The following is a 16,167-nucleotide window of genomic DNA, read 5'->3' as shown; positions in this document are numbered from 1 at the left end:
ATTTATTAACCTGTTGCAGTATTCAGACAACAGGAGAAAACCATGAACACACCGTATCCCCGTACATTTTCACACATTGGTATTTCTGTACCCGCCCTTGAAAAAGCGGTGAAATTCTATACCGAGGTACTCGGTTGGTACCTCATTATGAAACCCACGGTTATTGAAGAAGATGACAGTCCTATTGGCGAAATGTGTACTGATGTTTTCGGCGCCGGTTGGAACACATTTAAAATTGCGCACTTATCGACAGGAGATCGTATTGGTGTTGAGATTTTTGAATTCGAAAACCAGAAAAACCCTGATAACAACTTTGAGTACTGGAAAACCGGTATTTTCCACTTTTGTGTTCAGGATCCGGATGTAGAGGGGCTTGCTGAGAAAATCGTCGCTGCAGGCGGCAAGAAGCGAATGGCAAAGCCGCGGTATTACTACCCGGGAGAAAAGCCCTACAGAATGATTTATATGGAAGACCCGTTTGGCAACATTCTGGAGATTTACAGCCACAGTTATGAGCTGACATACAGCGACGGCGCTTATTAAGCTGTACCTGTTATCATGCCCGCTGGCGGGCATGATACTCACACAGATGCGCTGTTGTCAGTAACGCTTACCGCCTTTCGCAGCTTATGGCTTTCTTAATAATGCAGCCGCTTTGGGAGCAAAGTACGTCAGAATGCCATCTGCGCCGGCACGTTTGAATGCCAGTAACGACTCCAGAACCACCTCATCTTCGTTCAACCAGCCGTTGGCGAATGCCGCCTGATGCATGGCATATTCGCCACTTACCTGATAAGCAAAAGTCGGCACTTCCAGATCCTGCTTGCAGCGCCGGACAATGTCCAGGTATGGCATGCCGGGCTTTACCATGACCATGTCAGCGCCCTCTTCCAGATCCAGCCTGATTTCATGAATGGCTTCGTCACTGTTTGCCGGGTCCATCTGATAGGTTTTCTTATTGCCGCCTTTAATATTGGCAGCAGAGCCCACCGCATCACGAAACGGGCCATAGTAGCTGGATGCATACTTGGCCGAATACGCCATGATGGTGGTATTGATATGCCCAGCCTCTTCAAGCGCCTCACGAATAGCCCCAATGCGACCGTCCATCATGTCAGAAGGCGCAATAATGTCCGCTCCCGCCTCGGCATGCGACAGCGCCTGCTTCACCAGCACCTCTACAGTTTCATCATTCATCACGTAACCGTCGTCATTGACCAGACCATCCTGTCCATGGGAGGTGAACGGATCTAATGCCACATCTGACATCAGCAGAAGCTGCGGATAGGCTTGCTTGATTTCGCGCATCGCCGTCTGCGCTAAGCCGTCAGGGTTGTAGGCTTCTCTGGCACATTCGGTTTTTAATTCCATCGGTGTTACCGGAAACAGCGCCAGTGCAGGTATACCCAGCTCCACCCAGTGCGCAGCGTCTTTGATCAGCTCATCAACAGACAGGCGCTCTACACCCGGCATAGACGGCACGGCTTCACGCTGTCCTGTCCCCGGTAAAATAAACACCGGATAAATAAGATCTTTTACGGTTAACTGATTTTCGCGAACCATGTCGCGAAGTGCATCCTGAGCCCGTAACCGGCGCATGCGGCGTGCTGGAAAACGTGAATCTGTCATGAATTATCCTGGGAGGTTATCTGCTTTTACCTGATTTCTGCCCGCCTCTTTGGCGGCATATAGCTGTTTGTCAGCGTGCTTCAATAATGCCAGTTCGTGCTCTTCATAGGCAACCACAGTGGTCGCAACGCCCGCGCTAATCGTCATAGAAATTGACTCACCGTCAACCTCCACCGGCGTCGATTCAATGGCCTTGCGCATGGTCTCAACAACTTGCTCTGCGCCGCTGAGATCCGTGTTTGGCAGAATGACAGCAAACTCTTCTCCACCATAACGGCAAACATCATCGGTGGGTCGACGTAACAATGACTGCAGTTGCTTCGCAACATGGCTGATACAGCTGTCACCTGCCGTATGTCCGAACTCATCATTAATACGTTTGAAATGGTCAATATCCAGCATAGCCAGACTCAACGGGGTTTGCTCCCTGCGGCTTCGACGCCCCTCTGCCATCAGTCGTTTATCGAAGTGGCGACGGTTACGGATCCCCGTCATGGAGTCGATGGAATTGAGCGTTTCAAGCTCTCTGTTCGCATCGGATAGCTCTCTTAATGCGATCTCCAGCTCCAGTGTTCGTTCTTCGACTTTGTATTCCAGTTCTTCCTGATAGCGGGTCTGCACTGCGAGCAGATCTTCTTTAGCCAGCAGCGCTGCTTTTTCCTGCGCCAGCGCTTTCTCCTGCGCATCATACATTTCTTCACGATTGTGGCTATAGCTTATCGCCAGCACCAGCGCGAGAATCAGCGTCTCCACTGCGGCCCCCAACATCAGCAGGTAATTGGACGGAATATCAAATGGGAGCAGGTTGAGGTTGTCCAGACTGGCAGTAAAGCCACTGAACAGCAAAAATGCCCAGGCAAATGAGTAGTAGCGTGCGACAACCACACCTTTAAGTGCCAGCCATATCCCCAGCGCCAGCGTAATAAGCACTACAGCACTGAGAAGCAGCAAAAATATCCGGATCAGATAAGCATAAGGAAGTATCAGGCTTATCAGGATATTTACTGCGAATAAGGCGCTGAGTAATTTCAGTAAATGGTCGGCCCGTCGACTGTGTTCTGATACCTGCAGCAACATACGCGAAAAAATCAGTGCAAACATGATCGCTGCATTCGCAAAAATTGCGACAGCCCGGCCCTGGAACCACACCTGATTTGGCCAGATGTGTGCGTACGCAAAGCCATGAATGGCACCCAGTGTCAGCGTTAGCGAAAACACATAACCTGAGTACATTAAAAAAGTGCGGTTTCGGGTAGTCAAAAACAGAAAGAGGTTACTTATCCCCATCGCCAGCAAAAAGCCGAAGAATATTCCCATAAACAGGTTCTGTTTCGACGTATGCTCGACAAACTCCTTTTCTTCCCACAAGCGGATGGGAAGGCGTATAGTACCCCCGGTTTTCACCCTCACTATTGCCTGCAAACCTTCTGAGCTGGACGGAACCGGAAACAACAAGGACTCGTGTGATACCGGCCGCGAGGAAAATGCCTGCGCATCGCCGCCCGAATACGTCATTTGTGGCTCAGTCGATCCCGGCGCATAAAACGCCACTTCAATATTATCCAGCAGAGGGTAGCGAACCTCGACGAGAAAGGCGCCAAGATTATCGGGAGTAGGAGGCAGTGTTAACGAGAACCAGAACGGGACGTGATTCATCCCCAGATTCACGGGGTTAGATACCGATTGCCATCGTTCAGGTGGCACATCAAAGACGTTTTCAAAAGTGAGTGTCTCTTCTGAGTCCTGGACGTATTGTAAGTTACCTATACGCTCAACACTTGTTGATACTGGCACCAGCCGAAACGCCACCACAAGAAAAAACGCGATCGCCAGGCAGGTTGAAGCAACCAACCAGAAGTCATAACGACGAACCGTGTGTGTACGTAACTGCATTTATGTTCTGTTACCCAAGACCAAACAGACGACAGCTATTAGCATAACTGTTCAAGCTAATTTGTGCAGGTGTTGTTTGCAGTAATTCTGCCACAGCTTCTGCAATATGAGGGACGCTTGCCGGTGAGTTATGTTTTTTACGAGGACGCAGGGTCTTCGGGAACAGATACGGTGCATCGGTTTCCAGCACCAGTCGATCGAGCGGCAGCGAAGGCACAGCTTGCCGCAGCGCCACACCACGCTTGGGATCACAAACCCAGCCAGTGATGCCAATATACAACCCCATATCCAGATAAGCCTGCATGGTCGCTTTGTCGCCTGTAAAGCAATGCGCGATACCGCCTTTGAGAGTTTGCAGGAATGGATTCAGGCACGCCTGCTGCGCGTCAAACGCGTCGCGTTCGTGCAGATAAACCGGCAGATTCATCTCTGCTGCAATTTCCAGCTGACGGGTGAAAACCGTTTTCTGAATTGCCGGCGGGGAAAAATTACGATTAAAATCGAGACCGCACTCACCGATAGCAACAACGCCGGGAGCGGTGGCACAGGCTTTTAGCCGGGCATAATGGGTTTCTTCAACGTCTTTTGCATTGTGCGGATGCACGCCAACGGTATAACAGAGTGAATCGGGAAAAGCCGCGTACAGCGCAGCGGCTTGATCCCACTCATCAGGGTGGGTAGTGATCAGGCAAATTTTATCAACGCCTGCACGGGCGGCGTCTGCAATAACCGTCTCAGGATCAAGCCGGTTATCTAACAGATTAACGCCCGCGTCGAACCATTTCATACTACTTGATTCGCTTGACCTTCATTTGGCGGTTTACATCACTGCGTGACAAGTAAAACGCCCCAAGTAAACCACGTTCGATACTGATAGTTTGACCTGCTTTCAACTTCAGCGTATCACTGTCTGTCTGACGCCAGACTGTGCCGTTATCCAGCGTGATGACATATTTGTCGCGAAGTGACTTATCAATTTCTACAATCGAGGCATACATCGTATCGTCGCCAGAGTCATTAGACTCGGTATGCTCAAGCCCAAAACGGGTTTCCGGCTCTGCTGGCTTCGCATTTTGACGGGCGACTTCCGGCAACGCAGGACGAGGGTTGTTTCCGGCTTGCGGACGCGAATTGGCCGGGGGCACGGGGTATCCGCGCTTGATAGCCTCTTCTAAACCGCTGTATTGCCCCATATCTTTGACGACACGGTCATAGCACACCAGGCGCTGAAGACTGTTATCTACCGACTTACATTTGTTCAGCGCATCTTCTATCGATTCTGCTTGCGCTGAGGTGGCTGTCAGTGACAGTGCTCCGGCGATTAAAAGTAAGGCGTTATACTTCATTTATTATCCTTTCTTGATCTTTATTCGGCTGATGAAGAGCCGGTTGTCTCGCTTTCATCTTCATCATCGTCCGGGCGTCGCTTACCCGCATACAAGCCGCCAATGATGATGCCAATTTCAAATAACAGCCACATTGGAATAGCCAACAGTGTCTGTGAAATTACGTCAGGCGGGGTTAGTAACATCCCCACCACAAATGCACCAACTACCACATAGGGCCGCTTTGCCCGCAACGATTTGGCATCAGTGACTCCCGTCCAGCACATCAAAATGATGGCAATAGGAATTTCAAATGAGACCCCAAAAGCAAAAAACAGTTTCAATACAAAATTTAAATAGCTGGAAATATCCGTACTGACGGTAACGCCTTCAGGGGCCACACTGTTAAAAAAGGCAAACGCGATGGGAAACACCACGAAATAGGCGAAGGCCATACCAGCGTAGAACAACAGCGTGCTGGAGAGCAGTAAAGGAGCTACCAGCTTTTTCTCATTTCGGTAGAGACCTGGTGCGATAAATCCCCAGATTTGGTAAAGCACAAAAGGGATCGCAATAAAGAAAGACAGCACCAGCGTTAATTTAAACGGTGCAAAAAACGGTGACGCCACATCGGTGGCAATCATCGATGAATTCTCCGGTAACGACTCCAGCAGCGGCATGGCAAGTAGCTGGTAGAGGTCATTTGCGAAATACGCCAGGCACAAAAATACAATCAGCACACTCGCCAGTGCTTTGAGAATGCGCGACCGTAGCTCAATTAAATGAGAAATCAGACTGTTGGGATCAGACATTTATTCTTTTTTATAAGGTTGCTGAACAGATTTCGCAGCGTCTTTTAGCTCATCCACGCTCTGTTTCAGTTCGGGGGTAAGATCTTTCAATCCCTGCTGTTCGGCTTTTTTCAGGTTTTCGTGCAATTCGTGCACCCGCAACTGATGCTCCACTTCCTGTTTGAAACCCGAAGCGGTATTGCGCACACTGCGTACCATTTTGATGGTGGAACGCATGGCACCGGGTAGCCGCTCTGGCCCAAGAATGAGCAAAGCTAATACGCCAATGACCAACAGTTCCCAAAAGCCAATGTCAAACATCAGGACTTATCTTTTGCTTCGCTCTTGGTGTCTGTTTGTACGGTGTCAGATGTACGTTTTTCTTCGACTTGTTTTTTCTCGTCAAAGTCAGCGTCTTTTTCTTCTTCCGTTACTGCTTTTTTAAAGCCTTTTATCGCGCCACCAAGATCGGAACCGATACCTTTCAGTCTCTTAGTACCAAAAAGCAAAACCACGATAACCAGTATAATGAGCAACTGCCAAATGCCGATACCGCCCATAAAAAAACCTCCCTAACTTCAGTCGCAACAGTATGCCACCGCCAGACTCAGCTTTCACGACAATATTTAAAAGATTCGGCATTTTGTGGTTATGATTTTGTATGCGACACAGCCGACGTGTTGTTAGCACATGCAGTAAACGCATAGCCGTTGATGTTTCAGACTTTTTCTCCTCTGAATTTGTCTGAAAGGCAATGCATTTGTTTATATTTTGACGCCTGGTTTTTCTTGATGGCAATGAAGAGTACCCATGATATTGTTAATAACATGACGTTTATCGCTGGTTAGGGAAGACGCTTTTTGTAGCGCGTAGAAAAGGATGGTAAAGAAATACGATGTCCTGTCTGTATCTGGTTTTTTGTGCTGGGCTTGCAACCTCTTCCGTGGAAGAGGCCGGTTTACATGGTCAGGGCCTGGCCGAAGTTGACCGCTCGCCTGTCTCATCGTCGGTGGACCAGGAGCACTGGCTGGATCGCTGGCAGGACAATCTCACCGACTCGATGGATTACACGGTAAAACAACTCGACAGTTTCTTTGCCATGGAGGACAGTACGATGTACGAGGACGCCAAAGCGGAGGGGCGCATTCGTCTTGGCTGGGAGCCGCGCAGTCGCGACCTCGCTGAAACCGATCTGCGTTTTCGTATCCGGGTTACACTCCCCTCACTGGAAAACCGGGTAGATTTACTGCTTAGCGATAACGAAGACTTCCAACAGGAAGATACCATTAAAGCCGCAAGGGAACCGGCATTCCGTGGCGGCGACTCCACCACCCTGTCGTTGCGCTTCAAACGTGATGTCGACTCGCATTTCTCGCACCGCATTGGTGCCGGACGCCGCGACCAGCTTTATGTAAAAAGCCAGTACGAAGACGTGGTGGCGTTCAATGAAGCCTGGGCCCTTCGCTACGATGCAGAACTTTACTACTACACCCGCGACCGTCTCGGTGCTGAGATAGGCACGTCATTTCAATACATCAGCCCGCACGACCACGTCATGCGTTTTAATCACCGCTTTTATTTTCGTGATGATTCGAATGACTGGCTGTGGCGGCATGAGTTGCAGCAACTGCAGCCGATCAACACGAATAATGCGCTGGTTTACAGTGTGTTAGTTGAAGGCCTGAGCCAGCCCACCTATCAGATAGAAGAAGTGTATACCAGCGTTCGGTGGCGCACGAACCCGTTGCGCGACTGGTTATATTTTGAAGTGGAACCGTTCGTGCTGTGGCTTCGCGAAGAGGATTTCAAAGCGTCTTATGGCGTTGCGCTGCGGGTCGAGGCTTTTTACGGCAAAGAGTACTAGGGACGGTGCAATTAAGTCTGTAGCCGCTCAGGCACACCGCTGCTTACCGATAAATAAAAGCAGCAGCGGACCCAAACGACATGTTTCCTGCCAGACTCAGTCTAATGGCGATCTGCTTCGTAACGGATCACAAAAGGCAAATGTTGATAGCTGCAATGCTTTTCAGATGCACTGAAGCGGGTCTGGTCACCGGCCTTAACCACATACTGATTGCCAAACTGCGTCCAGCTGACCATATTGTCGCTGCCGCATTTGTACCCGACTTCGCGTCGCCAACGGCCTTCATAGTTGTTTTTTATTGGTGTTGCCTTTTTCGCTGGCTCGCCACTTAACCCTATCTCCCACTTTCCGTTTTGCAAGGTCGCTATCGTGCCGCTTGCCCAGTAATGTGCATGCCCGCCAACCTGGCGCACGAATGCAGCTTCAGTTTGCTGTTCCAGCCACTCGTGTTCAGCCAGATCTGCAACAAATACGCCGCGTTCTCCGATAACACGAAACGACACCTTGCCATCGTCATGCTTTCCCACCATCAGCGCAGTGGTCTCGTCAACACCAAAGCCCAGTGTTTGTCCTGAGAGTAATGTGGCGACGATCAAGCGGGTTTCGCGGTCACGTTCGGAAAAGTGTGTGTCAATAAGCCCGTACGTAAACAGTCCGGTACCACCGGCAGGATTGACGGTAATATCACCCGACTTCAGACCATTGTCACAACGTGTCCCATCGCATCGCTGCGACGGCGGTTCCAGATAGAACATTCCTCTGCCCATCGCATTTTCCGGATCACCACTGCTTAACATGGGTATGGGTCTTTGATTATTAACGCCGCCGCCCTGCACTGCGGTTCCGGCACTGGTACCGCCCACCACCAGCGCGCCCTTATCCACCTGCGAATGAATTCGCTTGAGCAGCGGTGAGGGTGACCCATCCGGGTGCAACAGTGAGGCAAGGGTCTTGCTCTGGTCTCCGCCGTTAAAGAATATGCCATGGGCCTCATCAATCAGACTTAGTAACTTTTCCGGGTTTTCACACAATAATTGCTGCTGCTTAGTGCGCTCAGGATAAAGCCGCTCGCGATCAAACACGTTAACGCGTTTACGACTCATCGCCAATGCCTCGCAGCCATTGCCAGATTGCGCCTGTGAAAAAGCGGCATGCTGAAACGCAGCGCTGACCGGCAACCAGCGTGTGTCTGCCCCAAGATCGGTAAAAATGGCGGTATAGAAATCGGCCACACTGAAGGGATCTCTTGCCGAAGCGGTGACTACCAATATCATCGGCGTATCCCCTCCGGCGCGCACACGGGCCTGCTCAACAAACGCCTTATAGATATCCTGACTGTGCGGATTACTGGTATCCCCGATACTCACTTTTTCTCTCATCCGGTTGCCCGTTTCATCTGTCTGGTACACCTCGTGCGTATCCAACAACGCAAAGTAAACATAGTCGGGCAACTGACTTATCTCTGCGTTTGTGATCCCCTGCGCATTCAGCGCATCAAGGAACGTGTTTTTCGACACCGCCTGGCTTTCACCGCCCGCATAAATATGCTCAAGAGATGAATAAAGCTGTGAAATCACGGCGTTATCTTTTTTCCATTGTGAAAGTGCTTCACGAAATCTCGCATGAGATTCCGGGGATATTTTGTACAAATCCTGCTTTTTTGAATCATGAAATAACGGGTCATTTTTACAGTTATGCGGCAGAAAACTGGAGCAGGTTTTTAACGCACCACCGGCTAAAACCAAATCGAATTTATCGTGAGCGACAGAAGAAAACGACGTTAATGCGGTGATAAACAGGAGTTTTATACCATTTCTGTTAGTTGGCTGATTAGTCGGTTTTTTATTTTTCACGCAAGAAAGTATTTTTGAAAACACCGCAAATTCCTGTAGCAAGATTGGATTGACTTTTAATTACACTAGTGTTAACAAATTATTTAAGTCAACGCGGGATCACATTTTCGCGAACACCTGAAATTTGAATAAATGCATACTTTTGCATTTAGAGAAAGCAGAGTTTCATGATTAAAAAAGCTGCCAATCTCGGCAACTACCGTTACCAAAATTACTATTTGTCGGAGTGGTTCGACGAATAGCCCCGGAACCTCCCGTTTTCTTCGGGACGTTTTTTGCTGCGCGCTCTGCAGCACCAATCCAATAAAATTTTGTTAACCCGGCCCCAGGGCCGTCTCGCGATCACGTCGGCGTTAAGACCGGCATCGTGTTGAGGGAATCATTATGAAACTATCCAGACTTACTGCTGCCATTGTAAGCAGCCTTGCAACACTCTCTACTTCTGTACTCGCTCAGGAGGCCACCGACTCATCAACGGAAGAAGTGGTTGAACGTATCCAGGTGACCGGTACGAACATTCGTGGCGTTGATATGGAAGGCGCGCAGCCGCTGACTATCCTCAATGCAGAGGATATCGCCAAGAGTGGCGCGACATCACTGTCAGATTTGATGAAAACCGTTAGTCAGGCTCGCGGCGGTGTCGGCACGTTTGATACTACCCAAAGTGGCGCTACCTCAACCGCCACCCCCGCTGGTCAGGCCGCCGCGTCATTGCGTGGGATTGGCCCGTCAGCCACTCTCACGCTGGTAAACGGACGGCGCATTGCGGCCAGTTCGTTTGCGGCCGGTACCGAGAACTTCGTTGATATCAACAGTATTCCGGCATCCGCCATTGAGCGCGTAGAAATTCTTGCGACCGGAGCCTCGGCCATTTACGGCGCTGATGCGGTAGCAGGGGTTATCAATTACATTTTGAAAGACAACTTTGATGGCCTTGAATTAAACGGCAGTTACGAAAACACGACGAACAGTAACGATCACGGTGCAATAAACCTCCAGGCGCTGTGGGGCACGAAAGTCGCAGAGGGCAACCTGACTATTTTTGCCGATTACTATGACCGCAAAGAAGCGAAAGCCACCGACTTCAGCCAGACCCGGGATCCAATTCTCACCAGCAGCTATTCGTACTTACCGAAAAACACGCCCAACATCTATTATTTTTCTGAGGTTGACGGCCTGGAAATTGGCGCCCCAAACTGCGCCACACCTTACGTCACCACCGAATTTGGTGAGGAAATCTGTGCTTACTATGGCAACGGCGATGACTGGCTGGAAACACCGCTGGAAACCTTTTCTGGTGGCCTGACCTTTACCCGTGAGTTTGACGATGTCACATGGAAGACAGATCTGCTGGTATCGCACTCGTCGTCCACATCCTACTCCACCCCGGCGCCGATTAATCAGGTGGATGACACCGAAGGGCCGTGGGCGCCAGTGTCTGCGCTCAATGTCTTTAACGACGATGTGCGCAACGGGCTGTTAGACAGAATGTACATCGACCCGTTTGATACCCAGTCCGGACAGGGACTGGATGGATTCCGCTACGACGCACGATTCAGCGATCCGCGCACCATTGACATTGATACCACAGCCTGGCGTTTAGTTTCTGAAATCAGTGGCACCTGGGAGCAATGGAACTGGGCGAGCGGTATTACGTTGTCCCGCTCTGAGTCTGAGCAGGTAGCCAGCGCCGGTGTATACAACCGCTACCTGTACACTGCAGCAGTACATGGTGAACTGTGTAGTAATGGCGGTATTGCCAGCTATGACGCAGATGTTGACTCGTTGTCTTGCGCCGGCGGCGATCTGCTACCGATGTACAACCCGTTTGCTACGGGTGATGCGGCGAATCAGGATATCCTCGCCCGAACACAGGCGATGCCAACCCGGGACGGTGAAAGTACCGTTTACGGCTGGGACTTTAAATTTGATGGCGAGCTGATGGAATGGGGGAGCGACTATATCTACCTGGCCGCTGGTGCTGAAATCCGTCGAGAGGAAATCACCGACACTCCATCGGTTGATGCCCGTGCCCGCGCGGAAAACAACTATTTAGTTGATGTATTCGGGTTCGGCTCAAGCTTGTCTGCCGCCGACCGCACTCAGTGGGGCGTATTTGCAGAACTGCTTGTGCCGGTGACCGATCAACTGGACCTGAGTCTGGCAGGGCGTTTTGATGAATATGATGACTTTGGCAGCACCTTCAACCCCAAAGTGGGTTTGACTTTCCGCCCATTGGATTCACTGATTTTACGCGGTTCCTGGTCAACCGCCTTCCGCGCGCCGTCACTGACGCAAGCTGGTGTAAAATTGCGCACCACCCGTGCGTCATTTGACTGCTCGGCAAATGACGAGGTTGCTGATTTTTATTGCGAGGGAGAAGGCGCTATTCGCGGCAATAACGTGCTGGAACTGGGTAACCCGAAATTACGTGCGGAAGAATCAGAGTCCTTCAGTGTGGGGATGGCCTGGAGTCCGGCTGAACAAACTCACGTCACCCTCGATTACTGGCAGTTTGATCACGAAGACATTGTTGATACCAACATGACAGGCGTACTGGCGAATGCTATTGGAAACGCCTCATTGCGCCATTGCGGCGTTATCCCGGAGGGTGAGCAAGGAATTTCCTATGAGGAAGACTTGTGTCTGGTTACGGATACCAGTGGGTTGACCATTGAAGAAGAAGGGGCAAACCTCTCTGAAATACTCGATGCCTGGGTGGCATTTGACGACCCCCGTTATGCTGAACTGCCACTGTATCGCGACCATGTACTGCTGCTGGATAACACCGGTACACAAACGCTGGAAGGGGTTGACTTCAACGTGACTCACGACATCACCCTGTCTGGCGGCACGCTGGAAATGGGATTGTCCGGTACACATTATCTTACCTATGAGCGCAATAAGCCGGGCTCTGATGAAATCGAGTCTCTCGCTGGCACCTTCCGTTATCCGGAAACTGTGGCCACGGCTGAGCTATTCTGGGTAACCGATGACTGGTATGCCGGTATGTATGTGTATTTCACCGACAGCTACATGGATGAAACAGAGCGTCTGCGTGGCCGTGAAATCGATGAGCTTGAGGCTATCGGCGCACTCGATGCCAACGGTGAGCGCGACATCAGCAGCTGGACCACGGTCACTTTCAGCGCCGGTTACTATCTGGAGAATGCAGATATCCGCTTTACGGTAGATAATCTGTTTGACCGCGATGCGCCAACTGCCTATGGTTCAGCCAGAGGGTTCGATGCCTATAACCACGACCCGTACGGTACCAGCTATCGCGTTTCGCTAAGCTATTACTTCCAGTAACCTTACCGATGTGGAACGGGCATGGTGTTGCCCGTTCCATTTCAGCCGGAGAGCAATGTGAAATCTGATTTGCGCGCTGTTCAGCGCATGCCTGATGCGTTTGTTATTCTGTTTTTTGTCATTCTTATTGCCGGTGCCATGACCTTTGTGGTTCGCCCCGGCGCGTTTTCTACCGAAACGGTTGCGATGGGGGAAACCGGTGACGAACGTACAGTAATCGACGCTAATTCATTTCGATATACCGCTGACAGCCCGGCGGGAGTTGCGCTGTTCGATGGCTCCGGTAGTCAGACCGGACTACTGAACTATGCCTTTGATGGACTGGTTTCCGGTGACCGCTGGGGATCAGCAGTAGGGGTTGTTGCCTTTATTCTGATTGTAGGCGGCGCGTTTGGGATCGTAATGAAAAGCGGGGCCATCCATAACGGCATACTGGCATTAATTGCCCGCACACAAAAAGCAGATAAACTCATTATTCCGTTAATGTTTCTGCTGTTCTCCTTAGGTGGTGCGGTTTTTGGCATGGGCGAGGAAGCGATCGCGTTTTGTATTGTACTGGTGCCACTGGTAATCGCCCTGGGTTATGACAGTATTACTGCGGTATTGATTACTTACGTTGCTACCCAGATAGGGTTTGCTACCAGTTGGATGAACCCCTTCTCCGTTGCCATTGCACAGGGAATAGCGGATGTGCCACTGATGTCGGGGCAAACGTTTCGCATCACGATGTGGGCCGTATTCACGCTTGCCGGACTCATTTTTACCCTGCGTTATGCCAGTAAAATAAAACAGCAACCTGCCACCTCGTTAAGCTATGAATCCGATGCTTTTTTCCGCAATAAAGAAGAAGCGGTGAGAAGCACATTCAGTCGCACCGATGGCATCATACTGCTGGTATTTCTTGCTGCTATCTTATGGGTTATATGGGGTGTCACGGCGAAAGCCTACTATATCCCGCAAATTGCCTCGCAATTTTTCGCGATGGGCGTCGGGATTGGTATCATCGCCTGTTTTGCGGGACGAATGCGCGCCAATGACATAAGCCAGGCGTTTGTCGAAGGGGCTCGCGATTTACTGCCTGCGGCGCTGATTGTGGGTATGGCAAAAGGTATCGTGTTGGTGCTGGGCGGCGATGATGTCACTTCCCCATCAGTATTAAATACCCTCTTACATCACACCAGCGAGTTAATGGCTGATACCAGCTCGGCGGTATCCGCTGTTGCCATGTTAGTGTTTCAGGGTATTTTTAATTTCTTTATTGCATCAGGCTCGGGCCAGGCCGCGATTACCATGCCGCTTATGGCACCCTTGTCTGACCTGGTAGGGGTCAGCCGACAGGTCGCGGTACTGGCCTTCCAATTAGGTGACGGGCTGACAAATCTGATTATTCCTACCTCGGCTTCGCTGATAGGTTGCCTGGGGGTAGCGCGTCTGGACTGGTCGGTCTGGATAAGGTTTGTCTGGCGCTTTGTGCTGATGCTACTTCTACTTGCCGCTGGCACGGTGGTGCTGGCAGTAATGACAGGACTTTCTTAATGATCACGTTGATTAAGGGCGCGGATGTATATGCGCCCACGCCGTTGGGCATCAATGACATATTGATAGCGCACGACAAAATTGTAGAAATTTCGCCGTCTATCTCTCTTCAGGGAGGTGCGGTAACGGTAGTGGATGGCAAAGGGTGTATTGCCATGCCGGGTCTGGTCGACTCGTTGGTACATATCACTGGCGGCGGTGGCGAAGGCGGGTTTCATACCCGCACACCAGAAATGCAGCTCACCGAGGCCACCCTAGCCGGTGTCACAACGGTAGTGGGTGCGCTGGGTACCGATGCCACCACCCGCACCCTCCCCGACCTTATTGCCAAAGCGCGCGCGCTATATGAAGAAGGTATTTCGGCCTATTGCTACACCGGTTCATACCAGCTACCGGCGCGCACCATCACCGGCAGTATCACTGACGACATTCTATTGATTGATACCATGATTGGTATTGGTGAAGTGGCTATCGCCGATCACAGAGGCTCACAGCCAACAGCCCGTGAACTTGCAAAAGTAGCGGCAGATGCCAGAGTAGGCGGTATGTTATCTGGCAAAGGCGGGATAGTAAGTATTCACACTGGCGATGCTTCTGATCAGCTAACATTACTGCATGAGGTCATCAACACCACAAACATTCCTGCTTCACAGTTCTATCCTACCCATATCAATCGAAACCAGTCGTTACTTGAAGCTGGACAGCGCTGGTGTGAAGCCGGTGGCTTCATAGACATGACCACCAGCACCAACGAACAATTTATCGAAGAGGGTGAAATTCCTGCCGCCCAGGCCATCGCCTGGTGTCTTGCGCAGGGTATTGACGCCAGTCAGCTAACGATGAGTTCCGATGGCAACGCCAGCCTGCCTGTGTTCGATGCAGAAGGTCAGCTTATTGGGTTAGAGGTGGGCAAAGTACGCAGCTTATTTGACGCCTGGCAGACGCTCGCGAAGACCGAGGGTGTATTTTTGCATGATGCTATTGCGGTGGTGACATCCAGCCCGGCATCAGTGTTGAAGTTAAAAAATAAAGGTAAGCTGGCGGCCGGTTGCGATGCCGATATTGTGTTGTGCGACGCTCAGAGTCTGGACATCAGAGACGTAATAGCCCGTGGCAAACACATGGTGAGCGATAACGGGGTCCTTATTAAAGGGACGTTTGAAGCATGACTTTCCATGCGAAGACGAACACGTAACCAACGTTTATAAGCGCAGGCAAGTCATATATTGCTCTTTATTCATTGCGCGCGAGCGTACAGTGAGCATTTACTAACTAATTTATTTGGCATATAAAAAAGGCGAGCAGTAGCTTAATGCCAGTCAGTTAAGAACTGACTGGCATTTTTCTTTTCACTGGATACTTCTTAGGTTTGAGTCTTACACAGCGTGGATAAGCTCTGTCTTCTCTTCGTATCGGCAATATGTGGTGTTCTGTTTCTGCTAATAATCCATCAATTCGTTTGGGGATTGTGCCTGCCGCTTCCAGCCAGAAGCCATAAATCAAATGGATTATTGATGTTGCGCATGTGGTAAAGCTGAGCTGGTTGGCGTGGAGTCCAGGTTTCGTTTTCGCCATCTTAACCATTTGGAAGCGAATGATGTTATAGCTAAGTAACACCCCCCATAGCTCCTGCTTTACCATGTCTGGCTTTTTACTTCTCAGCGTAAACTCACTGTTCAGCAGGCTCTGCTTCATTTCCCTGTAACCGAGCTCTATTTCCCACCGGTGGCTATATAAATCAACAATGTCTGCACTGGGGAACCGTAGCGGCTCTATCATTGACGTCAGAATGTTTACCTCTTTACCTTTGACCGTTTTGGTAAGTAAACGAACCTCCAGTGTATCGGGTAAATCCTTGAAGCGCTTTCGGGACTGAGGCGTTGTTTCCAGTCTGACCAGCTTATCTTGCCGACCTAGCTTTTTGACAACGTCGAATTGAATCCCTTTTTTCATAGGAATAAGCC

14 protein-coding genes are annotated in these 16,167 nt (G+C 50.5%); 5 read left to right on the top strand and 9 right to left on the bottom strand.

Annotated features, from left to right (window positions below; translation table 11 throughout):
* Positions 1-42: 42 nt before the first annotated feature.
* A complete protein-coding gene (locus JKP77_RS13850; protein ID WP_218311754.1) occupies positions 43-543 on the top strand; it encodes a lactoylglutathione lyase family protein in 501 nt (166 codons plus the stop codon).
* A gap of 84 nt (positions 544-627) precedes the next feature.
* Here the strand turns inward: JKP77_RS13850 and hemB are convergent, their stop codons facing one another.
* The 7 genes from hemB to tatA are packed head-to-tail and all read right to left on the bottom strand — an operon-like array spanning position 628 to position 6,198.
* Positions 628-1,629, bottom strand: coding sequence for a porphobilinogen synthase (gene hemB, locus JKP77_RS13845; RefSeq protein WP_218311753.1), 1,002 nt, complete (start codon positions 1,627-1,629; stop codon positions 628-630).
* A gap of 3 nt (positions 1,630-1,632) precedes the next feature.
* Entirely contained in the window at positions 1,633-3,522 is a 1,890-nt protein-coding gene (locus JKP77_RS13840; protein WP_218311752.1) for a sensor domain-containing diguanylate cyclase, read from the bottom strand.
* Between the two features lie 10 nt (positions 3,523-3,532).
* Complete coding sequence (locus JKP77_RS13835; RefSeq protein ID WP_218311751.1) at positions 3,533-4,309, bottom strand: TatD family hydrolase; 777 nt, start codon at positions 4,307-4,309, stop codon at positions 3,533-3,535.
* A 1-nt stretch (position 4,310) separates the two neighbouring features.
* Positions 4,311-4,868 carry a hypothetical protein gene (locus JKP77_RS13830; protein ID WP_218311750.1) on the bottom strand — a complete coding sequence of 186 codons (558 nt, stop codon included), beginning with the start codon at positions 4,866-4,868 and terminating at the stop codon, positions 4,311-4,313.
* A 20-nt stretch (positions 4,869-4,888) separates the two neighbouring features.
* Entirely contained in the window at positions 4,889-5,659 is a 771-nt protein-coding gene (gene tatC / locus JKP77_RS13825) for a twin-arginine translocase subunit TatC (protein WP_218311749.1), read from the bottom strand.
* Entirely contained in the window at positions 5,660-5,959 is a 300-nt protein-coding gene (gene tatB / locus JKP77_RS13820) for a Sec-independent protein translocase protein TatB (RefSeq protein ID WP_218311748.1), read from the bottom strand.
* A complete protein-coding gene (tatA, locus tag JKP77_RS13815; protein WP_218311747.1) occupies positions 5,959-6,198 on the bottom strand; it encodes a Sec-independent protein translocase subunit TatA in 240 nt (79 codons plus the stop codon). The genes tatB and tatA overlap by 1 nt, the downstream gene beginning before the upstream one ends.
* A 335-nt stretch (positions 6,199-6,533) precedes the next feature.
* On the opposite strand from tatA, the gene JKP77_RS13810 reads away from it, so the two are divergent.
* Positions 6,534-7,502 (top strand): hypothetical protein, encoded by a 969-nt coding sequence (locus JKP77_RS13810; RefSeq protein ID WP_218311746.1) that lies wholly within the window; start codon positions 6,534-6,536, stop codon positions 7,500-7,502.
* Positions 7,503-7,603: 101 nt separating this feature from the next.
* Here the strand turns inward: JKP77_RS13810 and JKP77_RS13805 are convergent, their stop codons facing one another.
* A complete protein-coding gene (locus JKP77_RS13805; protein ID WP_218311745.1) occupies positions 7,604-9,379 on the bottom strand; it encodes a cyanophycinase in 1,776 nt (591 codons plus the stop codon).
* 360 nt (positions 9,380-9,739) lie between these two features.
* Between JKP77_RS13805 and JKP77_RS13800 the strand changes: the two genes are divergently transcribed.
* From JKP77_RS13800 to iadA, 3 genes are all read left to right on the top strand, one after another.
* Complete coding sequence (locus tag JKP77_RS13800; protein ID WP_218311744.1) at positions 9,740-12,667, top strand: TonB-dependent receptor domain-containing protein; 2,928 nt, start codon at positions 9,740-9,742, stop codon at positions 12,665-12,667.
* Positions 12,668-12,754: 87 nt separating this feature from the next.
* Positions 12,755-14,203, top strand: a complete 1,449-nt coding sequence (gene yfcC / locus JKP77_RS13795; RefSeq protein WP_218311848.1) for a putative basic amino acid antiporter YfcC — start codon at positions 12,755-12,757, stop codon at positions 14,201-14,203.
* The gene (gene iadA / locus JKP77_RS13790) at positions 14,203-15,372 is read left to right on the top strand and encodes a beta-aspartyl-peptidase (protein ID WP_218311743.1); all 1,170 of its coding nucleotides are present in this window, start codon (positions 14,203-14,205) and stop codon (positions 15,370-15,372) included. Before yfcC ends, iadA begins: the two co-directional genes overlap by 1 nt.
* A 154-nt stretch (positions 15,373-15,526) precedes the next feature.
* Here the strand turns inward: iadA and JKP77_RS13785 are convergent.
* The coding region (locus JKP77_RS13785) for a transposase (protein ID WP_218311742.1) at positions 15,527-16,167 on the bottom strand (641 nt) is incomplete at its 5' end.

This window comes from Alteromonas antoniana (assembly GCF_019249295.1).
In the GTDB taxonomy this organism is placed as follows: domain Bacteria; phylum Pseudomonadota; class Gammaproteobacteria; order Enterobacterales; family Alteromonadaceae; genus Alteromonas; species Alteromonas antoniana.
The sequence above is the reverse complement of the archived record's forward strand: the minus strand, read 5'-3'. Positions and strand labels throughout refer to the sequence as shown.